The sequence below is a fragment of the Clostridium sp. UBA5119 genome (genome assembly GCF_002414285.1).
Lineage (GTDB): Bacteria > Bacillota > Clostridia > Clostridiales > Clostridiaceae > Clostridium_J > Clostridium_J sulfidigenes.
This window is the reverse complement of the sequence record NZ_DHYX01000013.1, coordinates 1-18,723: the sequence shown is the minus strand read 5'-3', so window position 1 is coordinate 18,723 and position 18,723 is coordinate 1. Positions and strand designations below refer to the sequence as shown.

General features: G+C 28.6%; 14 protein-coding genes and 2 riboswitches. Of the genes, 7 read left to right on the top strand and 7 right to left on the bottom strand.

Going from position 1 to position 18,723, the window contains the following annotated elements; translation table 11 throughout:
- Positions 1-195 precede the first annotated feature (195 nt).
- Positions 196-355, bottom strand: a riboswitch (M-box (ykoK) riboswitch).
- Between the two features lie 142 nt (positions 356-497).
- Positions 498-1,682 (bottom strand): cation:proton antiporter, encoded by a 1,185-nt coding sequence (locus B2671_RS01495; protein ID WP_346868826.1) that lies wholly within the window; start codon positions 1,680-1,682, stop codon positions 498-500.
- A gap of 145 nt (positions 1,683-1,827) precedes the next feature.
- Positions 1,828-1,885, bottom strand: a riboswitch (Fluoride riboswitch).
- A 231-nt stretch (positions 1,886-2,116) separates the two neighbouring features.
- On the opposite strand from B2671_RS01495, the gene B2671_RS01490 reads away from it, so the two are divergent.
- Positions 2,117-3,280 (top strand): iron-containing alcohol dehydrogenase, encoded by a 1,164-nt coding sequence (locus tag B2671_RS01490; protein WP_346868825.1) that lies wholly within the window; start codon positions 2,117-2,119, stop codon positions 3,278-3,280.
- A 280-nt stretch (positions 3,281-3,560) separates the two neighbouring features.
- Positions 3,561-4,286: a hypothetical protein gene (locus tag B2671_RS01485; RefSeq protein WP_346868824.1), complete on the top strand. Its 726-nt coding sequence runs from the start codon at positions 3,561-3,563 to the stop codon at positions 4,284-4,286.
- 52 nt (positions 4,287-4,338) lie between these two features.
- On the opposite strand, the gene B2671_RS01480 is transcribed toward B2671_RS01485, so the two are convergent.
- Positions 4,339-5,151, bottom strand: coding sequence for a DUF368 domain-containing protein (locus B2671_RS01480; protein WP_346868823.1), 813 nt, complete (start codon positions 5,149-5,151; stop codon positions 4,339-4,341).
- Between the two features lie 236 nt (positions 5,152-5,387).
- Here B2671_RS01480 and B2671_RS01475 point away from each other — a divergent pair, with 236 nt between their 5' ends.
- Complete coding sequence (locus B2671_RS01475; protein WP_346868822.1) at positions 5,388-6,560, top strand: AI-2E family transporter; 1,173 nt, start codon at positions 5,388-5,390, stop codon at positions 6,558-6,560.
- A gap of 73 nt (positions 6,561-6,633) precedes the next feature.
- Positions 6,634-6,939, top strand: a complete 306-nt coding sequence (locus B2671_RS01470; protein ID WP_346868821.1) for a rhodanese-like domain-containing protein — start codon at positions 6,634-6,636, stop codon at positions 6,937-6,939.
- Between the two features lie 71 nt (positions 6,940-7,010).
- Here B2671_RS01470 and B2671_RS01465 read toward each other — a convergent pair whose 3' ends face one another.
- The 3 genes from B2671_RS01465 to B2671_RS01455 all read right to left on the bottom strand — a co-directional run bounded on the left by B2671_RS01465 (position 7,011) and on the right by B2671_RS01455 (position 11,759).
- Positions 7,011-8,063 (bottom strand): NAD(P)H-dependent oxidoreductase, encoded by a 1,053-nt coding sequence (locus B2671_RS01465; RefSeq protein ID WP_346868914.1) that lies wholly within the window; start codon positions 8,061-8,063, stop codon positions 7,011-7,013.
- Between the two features lie 1,324 nt (positions 8,064-9,387).
- Entirely contained in the window at positions 9,388-10,836 is a 1,449-nt protein-coding gene (locus tag B2671_RS01460) for a hypothetical protein (protein WP_346868820.1), read from the bottom strand.
- 155 nt (positions 10,837-10,991) lie between these two features.
- The gene (locus tag B2671_RS01455; protein ID WP_422653215.1) at positions 10,992-11,759 is read right to left on the bottom strand and encodes a hypothetical protein; all 768 of its coding nucleotides are present in this window, start codon (positions 11,757-11,759) and stop codon (positions 10,992-10,994) included.
- Between the two features lie 2,714 nt (positions 11,760-14,473).
- Between B2671_RS01455 and B2671_RS01450 the strand changes: the two genes are divergently transcribed.
- Complete coding sequence (locus tag B2671_RS01450) at positions 14,474-14,989, top strand: phosphatase PAP2 family protein (protein ID WP_346868818.1); 516 nt, start codon at positions 14,474-14,476, stop codon at positions 14,987-14,989.
- Positions 14,990-15,061: 72 nt separating this feature from the next.
- Here B2671_RS01450 and B2671_RS01445 read toward each other — a convergent pair whose 3' ends face one another.
- Together B2671_RS01445 and B2671_RS01440 are read right to left on the bottom strand one after the other, a co-directional pair.
- Positions 15,062-15,346 (bottom strand): hypothetical protein, encoded by a 285-nt coding sequence (locus tag B2671_RS01445; RefSeq protein WP_346868817.1) that lies wholly within the window; start codon positions 15,344-15,346, stop codon positions 15,062-15,064.
- A gap of 173 nt (positions 15,347-15,519) precedes the next feature.
- Positions 15,520-16,350, bottom strand: a complete 831-nt coding sequence (locus B2671_RS01440; RefSeq protein WP_346868816.1) for an ectonucleotide pyrophosphatase/phosphodiesterase — start codon at positions 16,348-16,350, stop codon at positions 15,520-15,522.
- 129 nt (positions 16,351-16,479) lie between these two features.
- Here B2671_RS01440 and B2671_RS01435 point away from each other — a divergent pair, with 129 nt between their 5' ends.
- Together B2671_RS01435 and B2671_RS01430 are read left to right on the top strand one after the other, a co-directional pair.
- A complete protein-coding gene (locus B2671_RS01435) occupies positions 16,480-17,214 on the top strand; it encodes an acyl-[acyl-carrier-protein] thioesterase (RefSeq protein WP_346868815.1) in 735 nt (244 codons plus the stop codon).
- A gap of 322 nt (positions 17,215-17,536) precedes the next feature.
- Positions 17,537-18,706: a CD0519/CD1768 family membrane protein gene (locus B2671_RS01430; protein ID WP_346868814.1), complete on the top strand. Its 1,170-nt coding sequence runs from the start codon at positions 17,537-17,539 to the stop codon at positions 18,704-18,706.
- Positions 18,707-18,723 lie beyond the last annotated feature (17 nt).

Sequence of the window (18,723 nt, the reverse complement as noted above, 5' to 3'; positions counted from 1 at the left end):
TAAAGTTAAAGTAAAATTAAATTATGCCATAAAGAGGGTAAGAAGTTACATAGAGTTTTATTTTTGGATTAAACAATAAACTTATTAAATCTTCATTGTCAATATTACTACTACCATCGTCCATGCTTCTTACACCTCCTAAAATTTATAAAATAAAAAAACCTCCGTAAACTAAAACGCAGGCAAATACTAATAATAGTATGTCTCGTTCAAGTTTTAGCTCTGCAAGGCAATGAAATTGCGTTAGATTAAGCCTTCTTTGTTCGGCAAAATCTGCTAACCAGTTAAGAATGTTTCCACTCTTTTACGGTAGCAACCCGTATCCTTGTAGTAACCTCACCTACCGAGGTATATAAAATTTTCCACTAAACAATTGTATTACTTTGTTTAATATAAGTCAACAGTAAAAGGTGAATTTTTTTAAATCATTTCATTTGATAGAATATAGGACTATTTATTTTGAAAGAAATAGTCCTATATTATGTATTATTACATTTTTAGTTCTCAACATGTAATAAGGATTTACTTGAAACCTTTATTCCAATAGCACCTAAAGGTGCAGTTACTAAAATGGATAATACAGATATTGCTAGAATCAAATCTCCAGATACAACACCTAGAGATAGAGGCAAGGCCCCCATGGCTGCTTGAACTGTAGCTTTAGGTATATAGGAGATGACACAGAAAATCCTTTCCTTTACGTTTAAATTAGTACCTATAAGTGAAATTATAACTCCAATACTTCTACCTACTAGTCCTATAAAAATAATTATTATACCTATTGCGCCTGAGGTGAATGCTACAGATATATTTACTTGAGCTCCCACTAATACAAAGAGTAGAATTTCTGCAAATATCCATAATTTATTAAGTCCTTGAGAAAGGGGAGCAGCAACATTAGGAAGTTTCTCAGTAAGAACAAAGCCAATAGTCATAACACCTAAAAGGCTTGCAATTAATAATTTATCTTTAAAGATAGTTTCTAAGGTAGTTAAAAGTATAGAAATAGCTAGCACAATTAGTATCTTTTTTACATCATTAATACTACACTTTTTAAATAAATATATAATTATAAAGCCTAATATTAATCCTAGTCCTATTCCTAATATTATGGAAAGTGGTATTTGTAAAAGTTGAGAAGCGATATTAACGTTCTTACCAGAATATAAGGCAAGAAAGCTAGTTAATATTGTAATTGCAAATACATCATCAATAGAAGCACCAGCTAGTATTAAAGTAGGGATGCTCTTATTAGTACCAATTTTATTATCTATAAGGTTAATCATTTGAGGTACAACTACAGCAGGAGATACGGCAGCAATTATAAATCCAAGGATTCCTCCCTGGATAAAGGTGAATCCTAGTAATTTAGTAGAAATAAAGGCTATAAAAAAACCTTCTAATATTCCAGGTATACAACTCATTTTTATTGCAGGTTTTCCAATTTTCTTTAAATCGGACGTTTTTATACCCATCCCAGCTCTTAATAAGATAACAATAAGTGCTATTTTACGCAAATCAGAAGAGATATTTAGTAAATCTCCATGAATCAAATTAATCCCATAGGGACCTATAGTGATTCCTAAAATTAACATACCTAAAAGTCCAGGAAGTTTAATTTTTTCAAATATAAAGTTAGAAACAATAGCAAGTAATATAATAATTGCTATACTTGTAGCCATAAAATAGCCCTCCTTTTAAATTAAAGTTTTACAATGCCAAGATTAAGACCATAAATTATTAACACAAAATATTGAAAGAATTTATTTTGTGTTAATAATTTAGTTATTTTACACATAAAAATCTCCTACAGACACACTCATAGCGTTGTCTGTAGGAGTCATTAGCAATTGCGATTAAGGTGAACTCCATCACCATAAATTATATTTTCAGTATATCAATGTTTAAAAATAAAATCAATATTTAATAGTATATAATATTACTGGAGTTTAAATTTCGATATACGAAATTTTGTGGAGTTTTATGGAATGTTATGATAACATAATAAATATAGAAAAATTACATAAGCTTTATTAGATATAAAGTTAAATTTAAGATAGAATTAAATAAAAAGATTTTTGTTACAAGTAATATAAGTTTAAGAGGAGGAAAGAATATGTTAAACTTTACACTTTATAATCCAACTAAATTAGTATTTGGAGAAAGTACAATAGAAACTATAGGAGAACATTTGGTTAAGTGTGGAATTAGGAAGGTATTAATAGTATATGGAAAAGGCTCCATAATGAAAAATGGAGTATATGATACTGTTACAGAATCTTTAAAGAATAATAACATAGAGTTTATTAAATTGTCAGGAGTTAAGCCTAATCCAGTATTATCAAAGGTTCAAGAAGGTATAAAGTTAGCTAAAGAAAATGATGTGGATGGAGTTTTGGCTGTAGGTGGAGGAAGTGTAATAGATTCATCTAAAGCTATAGCTGCGGGAGTATGCTATGAAGGCAATGTATGGGAGTTATTTGAAGGTAAAGGAAGTGTTAAAAAAGTACTACCTCTATTTACTATATTGACTCTATCAGCAACAGGATCTGAGATGAATTCAGGTGGTGTAGTAACTAATGAAGATGAAGGTAAAAAGTGGAGCTTTGGTTCACCTTTATTATATCCCAAAGTATCTATTTTAGATCCATCAGTTCAAAGGTCTCTTCCATCCAATCAAACGGCTAATGGAGCAATAGATGCTATAAGTCACGTATTTGAAGCTTATTATGGTGGAACAGAAAGTACAGATATGCTTGATGAACTTTCAGAAGGTATTATAAGAACTGTAATTACACATACTAGAGAATTATTAAAAGATAGCAACAATTATAAATCAAGAAGTGAACTTGCTTTTGCAGCAACTTTAGCTTTGAATGGATTGAATGGAATGGGGAGGAAAGGTGACTGGGCATCTCATTCTATAGAACATTCTCTTTCAGTACTTAATGATATTGCCCATGGTTCAGGTCTTGCTATTATAATGCCTGCATGGATGAAATATGTTTATAAAGAAGATGTTAATAAGTTTGCGAAATTTGCAAGCCATGTATTTACTATAAATGAAGGTAGTGATGAAGAAAAGTCCCTAAAAGGTATTGAGGCGCTGAGAGATTTCTATAAGGAGATAGGAGCACCCATAACTTTAAAAGAAGTGGGAGTTAAGAGAGAAGAACTAGATTTTATAGCTGACAATGCTGCAATCCTTGCACCTCTTGGAACACTTAAACCTTTAAATAGAGATGATATCTATAATATATTAGAAATTGCTTTTGAATAAACTTATAAGAATATAATATTATTAACCTAAAGTAAACACCACATTAAATAAATCTTAATTTATTTAATGTGGTGTTTTTTATTTTATATTATAAAATCTTTTAAAAGAATTAAAAGTATAACAGAAAATAGTTTGCAAAATTAAAGTATAATTTAATATTATAAATTTAACAATATACTAATTAAAGATATTTTATACAAAATAAAAAGGAATAGTAAAGTATTTATAGAATATATAAGAAAAAATGGGGTGTACTACTGGAGTTTGGGGGAGTAGATTAATGTTAGAAAGTTATAGGTATGTACAAAATGAAAATATAATAGTTTATTATATTGGAAATGATATGAGATTTGTAGTAGAAGTTAAAGAGGGAATACTTTATGCATATAAAGAATTAGAAAATTATTTTCATTTAATAGATAAAGGATTTTCTATAAGAGCTATTATAGCTATGAACAGAAGAGAATATAATTATATAAGTAAAATGATTTTAAAACTTAGGGGGAATAATGAATCTAAGAAAAATCAAGTAGCTATTACATCTAAAAATGATTTATTGATATTATCACCTTTTGCATATGAAGAAGAATCTACTTATACTTATGATGAGAAAAAGCTTAAAAAATTAATTTACAGTCAGGTAGTTCATATATTTCATGAATTTATATCTTTAAATTCTGAAGTTTCATCTACATGGATAGGACAAGGAATAGCTATGTATTTACCTGAATTATGGAAAGAGGGAGAAGTAAAAAAAGTAATAATTGAAGCTATAAAGAAAGACAGGATACCACAATTAAATGAAATCCAAGAGAATGAAAGTCTATATAAGATATGGGCATGGACTATAGTCAAGTATATAGAAGAAACCCATGGTAAGGAAACAATAAATAAAATTATAAGAAACTACGATGTAGATGGTATTTTTAATATATTAAGGTGTTCTCTTGATGATTTTGAAGTTCAATGGAAAACTTGGTTAAAAGACGAAAATAATCTATCATAGAAAATAAGGACCGTTTCAATTTTATTTAGAAACGGTCTTTACTTTTTATATTTTAATTATTTTCTTTTCTCCCAAGTATATATGTAAGAATAAAACCAATTAAAAAAGTTATAATAGATAGCATTCCTGATAAATTAAAAGTAAAACCAGGATATACTGGAAAGACAGAACCTAAAATTAATCCACAAATAGCAAAATATGCAGGTTGAGGATATTTACTCATAAAGGATTCTATGAGCTTTGTCATAGTCAATATACCGACAAGAACACCTAAACCACCAGGAATAAGTAAAGGAATATTAAAGGTAGAAACTGCATTAGTAAAAGTAGTATATAGTCCAAGAATTAAAAGTACTAAAGAACCACTTACTCCTGGAAGAATCATAGTAGCAGCTGCAATGAATCCTGCTAGGAATAGGGATATAAAAGATTTTACGCTTAAACTAGTCATAGCTATAGTACTAACCTCTATATCACTATATATAGACATAATTACCATTAGTATGAAAGTTGCAAGAAACCAAAGATAATTTATTTTTTTAACTTTTCCTTTTGTTGCTCTTTTATATAACATAGGAAATGACCCTAAAATCAATCCTATGAAAAGGAAGTTGGTTGGTTCAGGGTGGTTTGTTAATAGATTTGTAATTAATTTACTAAATAGTATTATACCTAAGCCGGCACCTATAGCTATTTCAGCAAGAAAGAAAATATTTTTTTTCCAATCTTTAAAAAAGCTATTTACAGCAGATATAAGTTTATCATAAATACCTAGAACTACAGCCATAGTTCCTCCACTAACACCAGGAATAACATTGGACACACCAATAACCATTCCTTTTAAAATAACAAATATATTTTCCATGTTTTATCTCCTCATATAATTAAATTTGTAGTTAATTTAAACTAAGGTTACAAATAACTACTCTAATTATATTGAGAACTCTTTTAATTTGCAAATTAATTATTTAAAAGTTAATAATATATTTATTTTTTGTTAATTTTAGGTTACTCGTGTTATAATGCAAATATAGATGAATTATTTGCATTATAATATTATTAAATCAACATAAAAACAAGCTTTATAAAGGAGCAAATCGTATGTGGGATAGGTTTAGAATAGATAAAAAGTTAGGTATAGATAGAAAGTATATAAATATTGGAGTTGTAGCTGTTATTACAGGAATTGCCCTATTTATAGGCTATGAAATAGTAAGTAGAGGTGGTACTTTTATTACTATATTTAAAGATGCAATATTAGGATTTTTAAGTGTAATAAGACCTATAATAATAGGAGCTATAATTTCATATTTGTTATTTCCTTTAGTAAGGCGTATTGAGATCTTTATTAAAAAATGTGTTAGTGTAAAGGAAAATAATAAATTTAATTGGATATATAGAATTATAAGTATTGTATTAGTTTTTTTTATAATCATACTATCAGTAGTATTGATATTTAACTTTATAATTCCACCTCTTTTAGAGAATGCAAAATCATTAATAAATAATATTCCACAATATGAGAGTATAGTAAGAAATGGAATAAATAACTTGAATTCGTATTTTGCTACTTTAGATATAAATTATCAACAAATTAGTACTTATATAGATAAGGTAACAGCAGCGTTTGCAGTTATTGGTCAAGAAATAGTTAATATAATTACCAATAGCATTTATGGTTTTGGTTCTTTTATGATAGACTTTGTTCTGAGTATAATATTTACATTTTATTTCTTAAAAGACAAAGAGATGTTATTTAAAACTATTAGGAGATTTGGAAGAGCTTTTATACCAGGGAAGTTAGGAACAGTACTTAAACAATTCATTATAGATTTAGATGAAGTTGTAGGAGGATTTGTAAGAGGAGTTTTACTTGATGCCCTTATTGTAGGTATAGTTTCATCTATACTTATGTTAATGATTCATCATCCCTTTGCTGTACTTGTTGGAGTAATTGCAGGTATATGTAATGTAATTCCTTATATAGGTCCTGCTATTGGAGCTGTGGTAGCATTTGTATTGGGTATATTTTCTAGTATTACACTTGGAATATGGGGATTTATACTTTTAATTTTATATCAACAGATTGATGGTAATATTATACAACCTAAGATTGTAGGTGGTAGTGTAGGACTTCCAGCTGTTTGGACTTTAATTGCTTTAACTATTGGAGGAGGGTATGCAGGAGCTATTGGAATGATAGTGGCAGTCCCTACTGCAGCTATACTAAGTGTATATGTTCACAGAATCTATAAGAAAAAGTTAATTATATAGTGTAATAAAATTAATTTAGTTATGAATATAAGAGTAGGTGCTGTAAATCGAAACAAAAGAGAGGTTAATAAGTATGGGAAAAATTTCAGTAGAAGAATTAAGGGGAAAAATGGATAGCAATGAGAGATTAGTTATACTAGATTTAAGAGATGAGCAGGCTTACAGAGAAGGATATATAGAAGGGGCCATATTGATTTCTTTAAGTGATATTTCTCATGATATTGAAGATATAGTTCAGGATAAAGATGAAACTGTATGTGTATATTGCTATAGCGGCAATAAAAGTGCTAGAGCAGCAATGATGCTAGAATATTTAGATTATTCTAATGTGTGTGATTTAGGTGGTATTACAAATTGGAGTTATGATCTTAAAAAATAGCTTCAATTTATTTAAAGTAGCTAGTAAGTAAATAAAAATAATAATAATATAAAGGTGTATGAGAGCAATCTCTACACCTTTATATTATTTATAATTATTTTACCGAAAACTTCACTTTTCATCTTTATATTTTCTACATAAAAAATTGTTTTAGGATCATTAGCTATGGCACGAATAGAGAAATAAGGTGGAAGCCTAAATCCTTTATTTATATTAAGGGCACCTATTAATTGTTTAGCAACAGAATCACTACCAGAATTTCCAGATACTATTACTGCAAAGATGGATTTGTTATAAAAATTACATCTTCTATATAGTGCTGTAAGACGGTTTATTACAGCTGTTAAATTAGCTGCTATAGCATCGTTATAGTTAGGGCATAGCCAAACTACTGCATCACTTTCTTCGATGGCAGGAAGAACATTTTCTGTCATAATACCTCCATAGAAACAACCTTTTTTCTTTCCATAATGAAGACAAAGTTTATAAGGACATCCAATACAATCTAGCACTTCTCCTCTTTCAATTTGTATTTCATTGATTTCAAAATAATTAATATGATCAGATACTAGGTGCCATAGGTCTAAGGTATTAGATGATTCATGTGGACTAGAGTATATAACAGAAATTTTTCCACTTTGAAGAGTCTTAGGATTATCCTTTACAAGGCGATTGACTAGTTTCCTGCAAAGCTCATAACAAATATCTTTTAATGACATATCCATAGTCTTTTGCCACGTTGAAAAATTTTTTAAAGAACTAGTAGCTTCCACTAGAGGATGGCCTATAAAAGCACATCCCATATTATTAGCAACATATACAATATCTTGAGCAAAACATTTTGTACCATGGTCATCAGTACTATATATCAGAATAGCACCGGTAGATCCAAGCAAGGTGTCTTTACCGTTCTCTAGAAGTTTTGACAGAAGGTTAATCATAGGGATATCATAACCAACATCCTCTACCTGAGCTACAAAAAGTAATTTTTTATAGGATAAATCAGGAAGATTATATACATCATCTATTACTACATGATTTATATTTTCAAGTGAATAAGACACCATATTATTCAATATAGGAGATGTATTTTTATTTGGTATTATCACATATAAAGTTTCTATTATTATCCCTCCTAACAAAGTATTATAAATATCATTTTTGTTATAATAAAATATTTGATATATAAACAGTTTATTCTTATTATTTTTTATTATACAATTCATTTAAAAGATTATAGGTATTATTTAATCTATTCATTAATTCTAAAGGCAAATCCAATATTTCATTTTCTGTACATCCATGTAAAAATTTATTTTTACACCCCATATAGGTACCACCAATAAAGTTTGAAGAATAGTGGAAGTTACCTTTAATGGTATCAAGGATGCTGAGAGTACCTGAAGATAGGGCTGGAGCTATATAAGGTTTGAATCCAGTAGCACGAACCTCCAGATTTGCAGTTTTCGCCTTTTCAGTAAGAAAATCTGAGGCATACTCATTGAAGTTTTCAATACTATTAGCAATGATTAATCCTTCACCATGGGGACCAAAAGCTCTACCTTCTTGTAAATAATTCGCAGTATCTTCCCTGAAATTACTATAATAAGCTGCTCTACCATTCATAACCCCCAATCCATATCCGCGAATCTGCTCTGGAGCAAGACCTTGAAAATCAAGGGTACCAGCCTTATTTTTATTGCTATCAATAAAAAGTGATTTGCATAATAAATCTACAGGATCAGATACTACTGCAAAGATTCCTTTAAACTTTNNAGATTTTTCTGTTATCATCAAACTGTACAAGTCTTACATCTTTTGCTTCTTTGCCTATAGGAGGAATACCTACAGATACACAAAATACAAACATATCACAGTTGAATAAATCTTCTTCCTTTAACGGAATAATTTGCAGATTATTTTCTTTACCGTCACAAGATAAAATTTGAGATAATTCAAGGTTAAGTCGATTCATTTTTTTCAAATCCTTATCATAAATGCCTAAACTTGATATTACATCATGACCAAGAAGTCTAAGGCCAGTTAATAGTGTGGCACCTACATCACCTAAACCAACTACATTTACTCTCCACTTTAGAGGAGTAGAATAGACTATCACATCTAGAAAGTTTGGATAATTAATATTTAAGGAAATAACTCTTTTTTCATTAATGGCATTTTTAAGCCAGATAGGTATTGTTTTATTTATTTTATATGAGGATTTAAGTATACTTAAATCCTCTTTATCTAAAAACAAAAGATTTTCAGTAGAGACTATAAAGGCTCTTCTAGAAATTTCACATTCTATAGAAGTTAAAGCAAAGATTTTGCCAGTATAGTTTTTACAGAAATTTTCATCTGTAGAGATAAAGTCATCTCGCATTACAGGTTCATTAGTTATAATTAAATTATAATTAAATATATAGTAAAACATATATAACTCTCCTTTTATAGCATATTTTCAAGTCTGGTAAGTAGTTCTAAATCCTTTTCAACTAGGGCTGATGGAGTAGATGTTAAATCATATTCAATTCCCTTTCCAATATCTGGGCTTCGAGGGGTGGTTATAACCTCGCCTAGTGAGGAAAGGGTTAGATTTCTTCCATATAAGTTATGATATTCTCTTTCAAGTATTTTTAATATTTCTATAGAATTTTCAAGACAAACTTTAGAAAATTTATAAACATTTTCGTGGGAAGTATTTTTTATGAATACTGGGTAAGTGTATGGTAATATACTATTAATTGATGGAATTAAGTTTCGTTTAGGAAACTCTCCTCTCCATATAGCATCTCCACCTAAAAATGGATATAAAGAATTTTCATTAAACCAAATTTTCAGTCTAGGTATAAAGTATACGCTAGAGACTTGCCTATTTTGCATATCCATTAAATCTTTTCCTCGACCAGAGAGAATACCACAATGAATTTTTTTCACATTAATTCCTTGGTTAATTAGTATAGGATCTAAGGCTCTCATTCTATACCCCTTATGGAGAATGTTATCTACTAAAAAAATTGGTCGATTAAAGGACTTTATCATTTTCAGCTGGTTATTTAAAGATAGATAATATGGAGATTCGCCTATAAAGAAGTTCTTCATATCACCATAATAATACTTTTCTGTATGAAGAGATTTGGTAACAGTATTTGGTACTAAATCTCTATCTAAAATGTCACCATAAGGTACACACATAGCTTCACCATATTCCTTAGATGCTTTTACATAAGTAGAAATATTATTTTCATAACAAATATTTCTTATCATTTTTTGATGAAGTACCTCGCTATTAAAGCAAAGTAAAAGTTCATTAGGATATAATTTTGAAAGAGCACCTTGCAATAATTTTCTTCTAGAATTAATTACATTCTTAATTTTAGAGTTACTTCTAAAAGGTTCTTTAAAAATATTTTCTACATCTAAGTTCAAAATACATGGACTAGTCATATTAACTGCTAATACAGGAGATTCCTTATTTTCAGAGCCAATATTTACAAAACCTTGGGATAGCATTATTTCTACTAAGGTTGAGCTAGTTAATGAACTATGACATGGATTAAACACAGCGTATTCATAATCTTTAGAAATAGCATAAGATAAAGCCTCAGTTAAAATAATTTGCTCAAGAAATTTATGTTTTTCTCTATCAGTAACATAAATTCCATCTATAAATATCATTCTTCCTGTAGATAGGGAACGAAGTGTTCTAGAAATATTCTCATCTTTAACCTCATGGTAAAGATTATTTGAACGAACCCAATGCATGGCAGCAATAGCTAGAATTTCACTTTTTTTAGAATCTTTAATTACTACTAGTTTAGGAGCTTCCTTATCTTTAAGTTTTGATAAGATAGATTTTGTTTCATTACTAGAGTTTAAATGAGAGAATAATTTCAATATTATATTATCAGTAACTTCATCAATAAATTCAAAATCTAAGTGACTTTCATTTAGAGATAGCTTATCTAGAGGTTCTCGTTGATAAAAACCATTTTCATGTATATATTGAGAAACTAAAGGATCTACTAAGGTTGAAACATCTCTATTTTTATCTATATAGTTTCTGATTTGACNNNNGTAGAGTATTTAGCTGGAAGTTTTAGTACTTCTACGGTACCCTTTATAAGAGATTTAGCAGCTAAAAGTTTTTTTGAATTACCTCTTTCAAAAATTATGTGATTAAAAGTATGAATGGAATTTTCCTCTACAGAATTACTATAGCAAGAGGCATTTAAAAGTACATCGCTTCCAGAAACGAAGAATATTTGAGATTCTGAAAATGATTCCTTAAGCAATTTTAAATCATTAGTATTAGATATATTCACTTGCATAGTTTCAGGATAGATATATATATTAAATTCATCACAAATTGATAAATTAATTAATATTTTTCTTAAAAGATTAGGTAAGGTTTTTTTAGACCAAGAAAATTCGTCCACGGCTAAATATACTTCATAACCTAAATCGCGAATTGCTTTAGAAATATTCTTATGTCCTAAAGAGAAAGGATCAAAGGTACCAGGGAAAAATGCTATTTTCTTAGGTATATCTATAAGAATATCGCCATTTAAAAAAGTATAGTCTGCTATAAATCTATAGATGTGATTTAGAGCAGCTGCATTGGTCAATAAAAGTAATCTATTGTTGTCATCATTACCTATAAGAGTAAGAATTTTTTTAGCTACTAGTTTAAAAACAAATAACTTATCATTTAAAGAAATTGTTGAATTTCCAAATATATCCTTACCCAGAGTTATTATGGCTGCTTGTTTAACCTTATCCTTATAATCACCTATACCGTTTAAAATAATAGATAACATTGATTTTAATCTTTCATTATAAATTTTTTCATTTTCATTAAAACGAGATTTATATACATAATAGTTAGACAAGGATATTCCTATAGCTTTAAGAATTAGTATTTTAACATCTTCATTTGAAGTTTTAATTTTGCTTTTTAAATCATCAATAATTTCATCTAATTCATTAGGTGCTAGCCATAAGATTATCTGACCTAAGAAAGGTGATATATATTCTGTGAATTTCTGGCCTTCAATTTCTAGTCCACGTAAAAGCTCTATAGCTACTTCATTTCTTTCTGAATCATTTAGGTTAGGCATAATTTTAAGTATTGAAGNNTTGAAGAGCCGGCACTATTTCTAACAGTTTCCATAGCACTAACTTTTAACATATTACAAAAGTGAATGCAAGTATGAAGTCCTGTAGTTGGCGCAATATAGAGTGTATAATTAAGAAGTATATCTATCTGATGTTTTTTTACCACCCAATTAGTAGCTGTTTTCAAGTTGCTAAGGAGTATATCAGGGATTTTATTATAATCTTCCTTACAGTAAGTTTTAAAAAGATATATATGGTCATCCATATTAAGAATTGTGAAAATTTTTAGATATAAATAATTTTCAGATGAAGTTTTCCTTCTAGTTTTAATTTCTCCAAGATTTTTAATTATATAATCAAGTATAGAATGAGTAGGTGGTATTTTAGGAATTATATCGTTTAAACTTTCAAGAGCAGCTAATCTTATAACTACATTTCTTTTTTTTACTTTATCAATAATGAATTCTATGAGTGAATCTAAAGTTTCATCATAGGACTCAAAAGATATATACTTTGCGGTATAGAGTAAATACAGCTGAGTTTCAAAAGAAGTTATGTTTTGAGACATATAGTTTTTTAAGAGAATACTTCTATATGTTTTCATAAAAATTTTTCTGGAATTTATAAAAACAGAATTAACCATGATTTTAGTATTATAGCCAATCCAGTTTTTATGAGCATTTACTAATTTACCACTAGGATAAAGCATTAATGAAATATACTGTTCAAATAATTGATAACTATTTATGTTAGGTTTATCTACAGATACATTCTTAGGTAATTCTTTACTATAATCTTCATCAAAAATAGCTATTAATTTTCCTATTAGATATGCACAGTGACGGCGAATATCATCTTCTCTATGAGTTAAATTGTCATAAAGAAATTCTAGAGTTTGTAGCTTTTGTTTTTGAGTAAAGTAAGTACAATATTCTTCTAACACTCTTATATATTGGCGAAGATTTTTCCAGTTATTCTCACTTCGAGCCTGTTCTAATATAGTATTTAACGAATATTCATCACGTAATAAATACATAAGATTTATATTATGATTTATTGCTAAATTTTTCATGCTATTAGTTATTTCTTTTCCTCTAAGCAAAGAGTATATTGGAGGGTTTGCAGAAGTTAAATTGTCTTCTTTAAAATCTAAGTCAACATTTACACCAATACTCTTTATGTAATTTTCGAAGTCTTTTAACTTGCCATATACTTTTTTATAACGAGATTCTTTTTTAGCATCAACATTTTCTAGTTTTTGAAGAATTACTTTAAAAGAGTTTTCTAAAGAAAAAATATGCATAGTAGGATATGAATTAGTAAATATATTTTTAACTCTAAAATCACAATATATGAGTATTAATGATTCTAAGGATAGATTTTCAAGTTCTAAATCCCAAGTAGAATGATTTATAGCTATATTTCTAATATAGTTTATATTGTGTTTTCTAAACCATTGGTCTGTGTAATAGTAGTGAAGATGTGGAACTCGTTTTAGTTCTTCACCTTTACATCCATATTTTCCAATGTCATGTCCAGCAGCAGCTCCAGAGACTCTACCTAAATCTATAGGTAAGCCTTTAGCTTTAAGTTGGCGTGCTAAAAACATAGCTAGGTAATGTACACCACAGATGTGATCTAGAGTATTATACTTAAATATTTCTCCATTAAGCTTCATCATTTCATATACATAGTCACGGTCAAAGGCTTTAATGAATTTTAAATATTCATCTTTTCTTTCTAGTTCTTCAATTTCACTATCTGTTAAAGTGGTTAAAGGATATTTTGCTTGCCAACTATCTGAATCAGATATGGATTTTTCTATATTACATAGAACCTTATAAATTCTAAGGAATATTTCACATCCTGAAGTTAATTTTGAATCTAATTCTATAGTTACTGCATCTTTAAAATTCTTGCTTAAGGCATAATTATATAAATATACTAACCATTCATTAGGACCACCTTCATATAAATCACTTAATAAAGGAGTACATAGATAAAGAACTTTAGATGGAGAAAAGTCTTTTTCCACTAAAATGTCTTGGAGTGTGTATAAAAAAACTGGTGAGTTTATATGCTTATCAAGAAATTTTTGTGATATATTTTCAGATTTTAAGAAATGAGAGTTATAAAGCTTTCTTAGAATCTTTTTCTTTATTTCTTTTAATTGTAAAATTTCCATAGAGACCTCCTAAATGTGAATATATAACATGTATAAAACATATTTCTTATAAATATTTTATCATTTAAACTACATTTATCCTAATAAATATACTATAATAATAATCTAAATAATATATTCATAAAATCTAATTATTTATTATAAGAGAGAAACAAGAAAGAATTAAATGAAAAACTTTTATTTTATCTTATTTTTATATATAATCTATTTATGATGTTTTTAGGAGGATCTATGATAGAATTAATAAAAAAAGTGGATATAACACTATTGCAATTTATAAATAAAAAATTACGATGTAAGTTTTTAGATAAAATTATGCCATATATAACATTTTTAGGATCTGCCACATTTTGTATGGTTTTTGTTGTGATGACTGTTATGTCTAAAAGTAAAGAAATTAAGAACCTAGGATTTCTAGCATCTTTATCAATTATTACTTCTGGCGGTATTACTCACTTTTTAAAGAGAGTAAAAAATAGGATACGACCATATATAAAGTTTCCAACGCTAAACATAAAGAAGATAGGTGTAGATGATTATTCATTTCCATCTGGTCACACCACTGCAGCTTTTTCAATTGGAGTTAGTATTGCACTAAGCTTTACTGGATTAGCAGTAGTATCTATAGTAATTGCTAGTCTTGTAGGATTTTCAAGAGTTTATCTTGGAGTACATTATCCAACAGATGTAGGTGCAGGAGTTGTAGTTGGAACGTTGAGTACGCTTTGTATGCATATGATAGTATAATAATTAGGAAAGAGATAAGAATTTAATTTAAATTCTTATCTCTTTATTACATCATAGATTATTCTTAAAGAATTAAGGGATAGTCAATATTTCATCAATTACCATTCCATCACATTTGGGAAATTTAATACCTAAAACTTTTGATAGGGTAGGGGCTATGTCCACTAAATTCATATTATCCATAAAAAAGTTTTCTTTAAACTCCTCACCACATCCAATAAAGAGAGTATGAATATCAGGACTATTAGGATGATAACCATGATTTCCGTTAGATTTTCCCTCTTTAGGAGTGGTTGGAGTCACTATACTATCATTTAATTTATCTATAAAAATAAAACCTCTTTTAGCTTCAATCATAAATGTAGCCTTAGGATCACCACCTAAATCTATTATCTCATCATTTCTATATATCTTTGCAATTCCCTTAGATTCATCAAGAGATAAGGTTTTTAAAATATTATAAACTTTTGAGGAGAGATTTTTATTAAAGTCATCCTTAACATATACATAGGCACTTCCATCACAAGATTTTACATATACTCTCCAAGAATTAAGTCGATTATTGTCACCGANNTATTTTTAAATATGGTGTTTAAGGTAATAACTTTATTAAAGTCTTGAAATCCATGATCACCTAAAATAACTATAGAAGAATTATCATATATACCAGCTTCTTTCAGAGCTTTTATTACATCAGCTAATCTTCCATCATGGCGATGAAGTGAATCTACAGCTTCTTTAGAATCAGTACCATAACCATGACGTTGACTGTCTAAGTCTAAGAGATGTAGTAAAAGTAAGTTAGGTTTATACTTTTTAATGGTTTCTATAGCACAAGCAGTAGCAAAATTATCTAAGTTAGGCTCCTTTATTCCATCAAGGAGATGTTTAAATTTTCTGTTTAAATTGAATTGGTATATAGGGCTTCCACCTAGAAGTGATGCCATTTCTTGAGATATATATTTATTGTTAGAGAAAATTTCAGGCATATTATATTTTATAGAGGATCTACCAGTAACAGGCCAAAATATAGATCCTACAGTAAGCCCTCTACTTTTCGCCATATCATATAGTGTTGGACCATTTACATATTTTCTGAACCAAAACCAATCTGGAGCAGCTTTTTCAGGTTGTAATAATTTATTGTTTACAACCCCATGGTTTTTAGGATACTTACCTGTAACTATGGTAGTGTGAGCTGGATATGTTAATGATGGATATATAGATTTAACATTTCTAACTACTGACCCCTTTTGAATACATTGTGAAAAAGTTGGTAAGTTACTTATTATATCAAAATCAGCTGCTTTTAATCCATCAATTGAAATAACAACTAAGTGCTTATTTGTTAAATTATTCATAACTTATTCTCCTCGTCTTAACTTTATGTTATATATAAATTATGATATACTAATTGTGTTATTAAATCTACATAGTAAGATAATATAAATAAAGAATAAAGAAGAAAAGTGGCGTAAGAAGGTGTAATTTTGGAGCTAAATTATAAAGAACAATTTACTATAAAGTTTCATGAAGGAGACTTTAAGGGAAATGTTAAATTATTTACAATAATGGATTATGTTCAACAAGTTTCAGAAGGTCATTCTCAAATTTTGGGGGTGGATTTTCAGTCTATGATGAATAAAGGATTATTTTGGGTAGTATCTAGAGTTGAAATTACAATGGAGAGATATCCTAAGGTTGGAGAAGATATAACAGTAGAAACTTGTTTAGGTGGCCGTGAAAAAGTCTTTATGAAAAGAAGATTTAAGATTAAAGATAATGATGGACAAGTTATTGGTAGAGTTTTGATATATTATTTAATTGTAGATATTGAAACTAGACATCCGCAAAAGCCGTCCATGTGTCCAGTCGATATAAATATTGATGTAGGGGATGTCATTGATAATAAGCTTAACAAGATAAAGATGCCAGGTGAGGCTATAGAAACTGTAAATAGGGAACTATACTATAATGATATAGATATAAATAATCATGTTAATAATGCTAAATATGTTTCTTTTATAGAAGATTTTTTTCCTTTAGATTGGCATACAGAAAAGAAAATATCTTATATGCAACTTAACTTTATTAAGGAAATTAAATTTGATGATTCGCTAATAATGAATAAATTTATTGATGATAAAGAAAGTAATAGTTTTTGCATTAGTGGAGTTTCAGGAATTTCTGAACAAGAATTTTTCCAATGTAGGGTAAAGTTTTAAATAAATGTGGATTAAAAAGTCATAAGATAAAGGTATCTAGATAATAAAATTTCTAGATACCTTTTATTCTAAGAAATAATTAATATGGTATAAATAAAAAAAATGTAAAGGAATACATAATATAAGGATATAATTTGTTAAAATGAAAATTAAATTCAAATAATAATTATATATAAAATTTAGTTTAAAAATATTTATAAATATGAAATAATAAGTGAAAAAATTTACGAATAATAACCATTGACATTAATGAATAAATAATTCATAATAAATATGGAATATTCATAAAAGATTTAAAATTTAAAATAAGGGGGAGCAATAATTGACACATAAAAAGGGTTTGAAAAAGGCCGTTAGCAAAGAAGGTATTATATTTATAATTTTATTTTTAGGTTTTTTCATAGGTATGGGAAGTGTTATGGGAACAATAAATATGTTTAATACCCTAATGGAAACTGCGTATAGCCTATTAATGAAAACAGTTTTTTATATAATGGCTATTGCAGTATTGGCAGGAGCTATATCTGCACTTCTATCAGAATTTGGAGTGGTATCGTTAATTAACAGATTGTTATCACCATTAATGAAACCGCTGTATGATTTGCCTGGTGCTAGTGCTATAGGAGTTTTAACCACCTATCTTTCTGATAATCCTGCTATACTTACTTTAGCAGATGATAAAGGATTTAGAAGATATTTTAAAAAATATCAGTTGCCAGCTTTAACTAATTTAGGAACAGCCTTTGGAATGGGGTTGATTATTACTACCTATATGATGGGACAAAAGTCACCTATAGGAGAAAGTTTTATACTACCAGCGATAATAGGTAATGTAGGAGCTTTAATAGGAAGTATTGTAAGTACTAGATTAATGCTTAGACAAACCTCAAAAATTTATGGCAAAGAAGAAATGTGTGTACAAGATAATGATACTGGTTTTGACATGATGAATTATAGAGAAATTAGAGATGGAAGTGTTGGAGAAAGATTTATAGGTGCTATGCTTGAAGGAGGAGCTTCAGGAGTACAAATGGGACTTGCTATAATTCCAGGAGTTTTAATAATTTGTACTTTAGTTTTAATGCTTACTAATGGACCATCAGCATCTGGAGTTTACACTGGAGCTGCATCAGAAGGTATTGCACTCTTACCTTGGATTGGGGAAAAACTACAATTCATATTAGTTCCATTATTTGGTTTCCAAAGTCCAGAAGCTATAGCTTTCCCGATAACATCTTTAGGGGCTGCAGGAGCTGCAATTGGTTTGGTACCGGAAATGTTAAAAAATGGATTGATAGGTGGTAATGAAATTGCAGTATTTACAGCTATGGGAATGTGTTGGAGTGGATATCTAAGTACTCACGTTGCAATGATGGATGGTTTAAAGTGTAGAGAATTAACAGGTAAAGCTATTGTTAGTCATACCTTTGGTGGATTAACAGCAGGTATATCAGCTCACTTTATATATTTACTTATATTAAAATTCATATAAAAATGAAAGGGGGCGTC

What these genes read in the sequence shown, in the direction of transcription:
- B2671_RS01495 (WP_346868826.1), bottom strand. Translation starts at nt 1,682, where the DNA reads ATGGCTACAAGTATAGCAATTATTATATTACTTGCTATTGTTTCTAAC.
- B2671_RS01490 (WP_346868825.1), top strand. Translation starts at nt 2,117, where the DNA reads ATGTTAAACTTTACACTTTATAATCCAACTAAATTAGTATTTGGAGAA.
- B2671_RS01485 (WP_346868824.1), top strand. Translation starts at nt 3,561, where the DNA reads ATGTTAGAAAGTTATAGGTATGTACAAAATGAAAATATAATAGTTTAT.
- B2671_RS01480 (WP_346868823.1), bottom strand. Translation starts at nt 5,151, where the DNA reads ATGGAAAATATATTTGTTATTTTAAAAGGAATGGTTATTGGTGTGTCC.
- B2671_RS01475 (WP_346868822.1), top strand. Translation starts at nt 5,388, where the DNA reads ATGTGGGATAGGTTTAGAATAGATAAAAAGTTAGGTATAGATAGAAAG.
- B2671_RS01470 (WP_346868821.1), top strand. Translation starts at nt 6,634, where the DNA reads ATGGGAAAAATTTCAGTAGAAGAATTAAGGGGAAAAATGGATAGCAAT.
- B2671_RS01450 (WP_346868818.1), top strand. Translation starts at nt 14,474, where the DNA reads ATGATAGAATTAATAAAAAAAGTGGATATAACACTATTGCAATTTATA.
- B2671_RS01445 (WP_346868817.1), bottom strand. Translation starts at nt 15,346, where the DNA reads ATGATTGAAGCTAAAAGAGGTTTTATTTTTATAGATAAATTAAATGAT.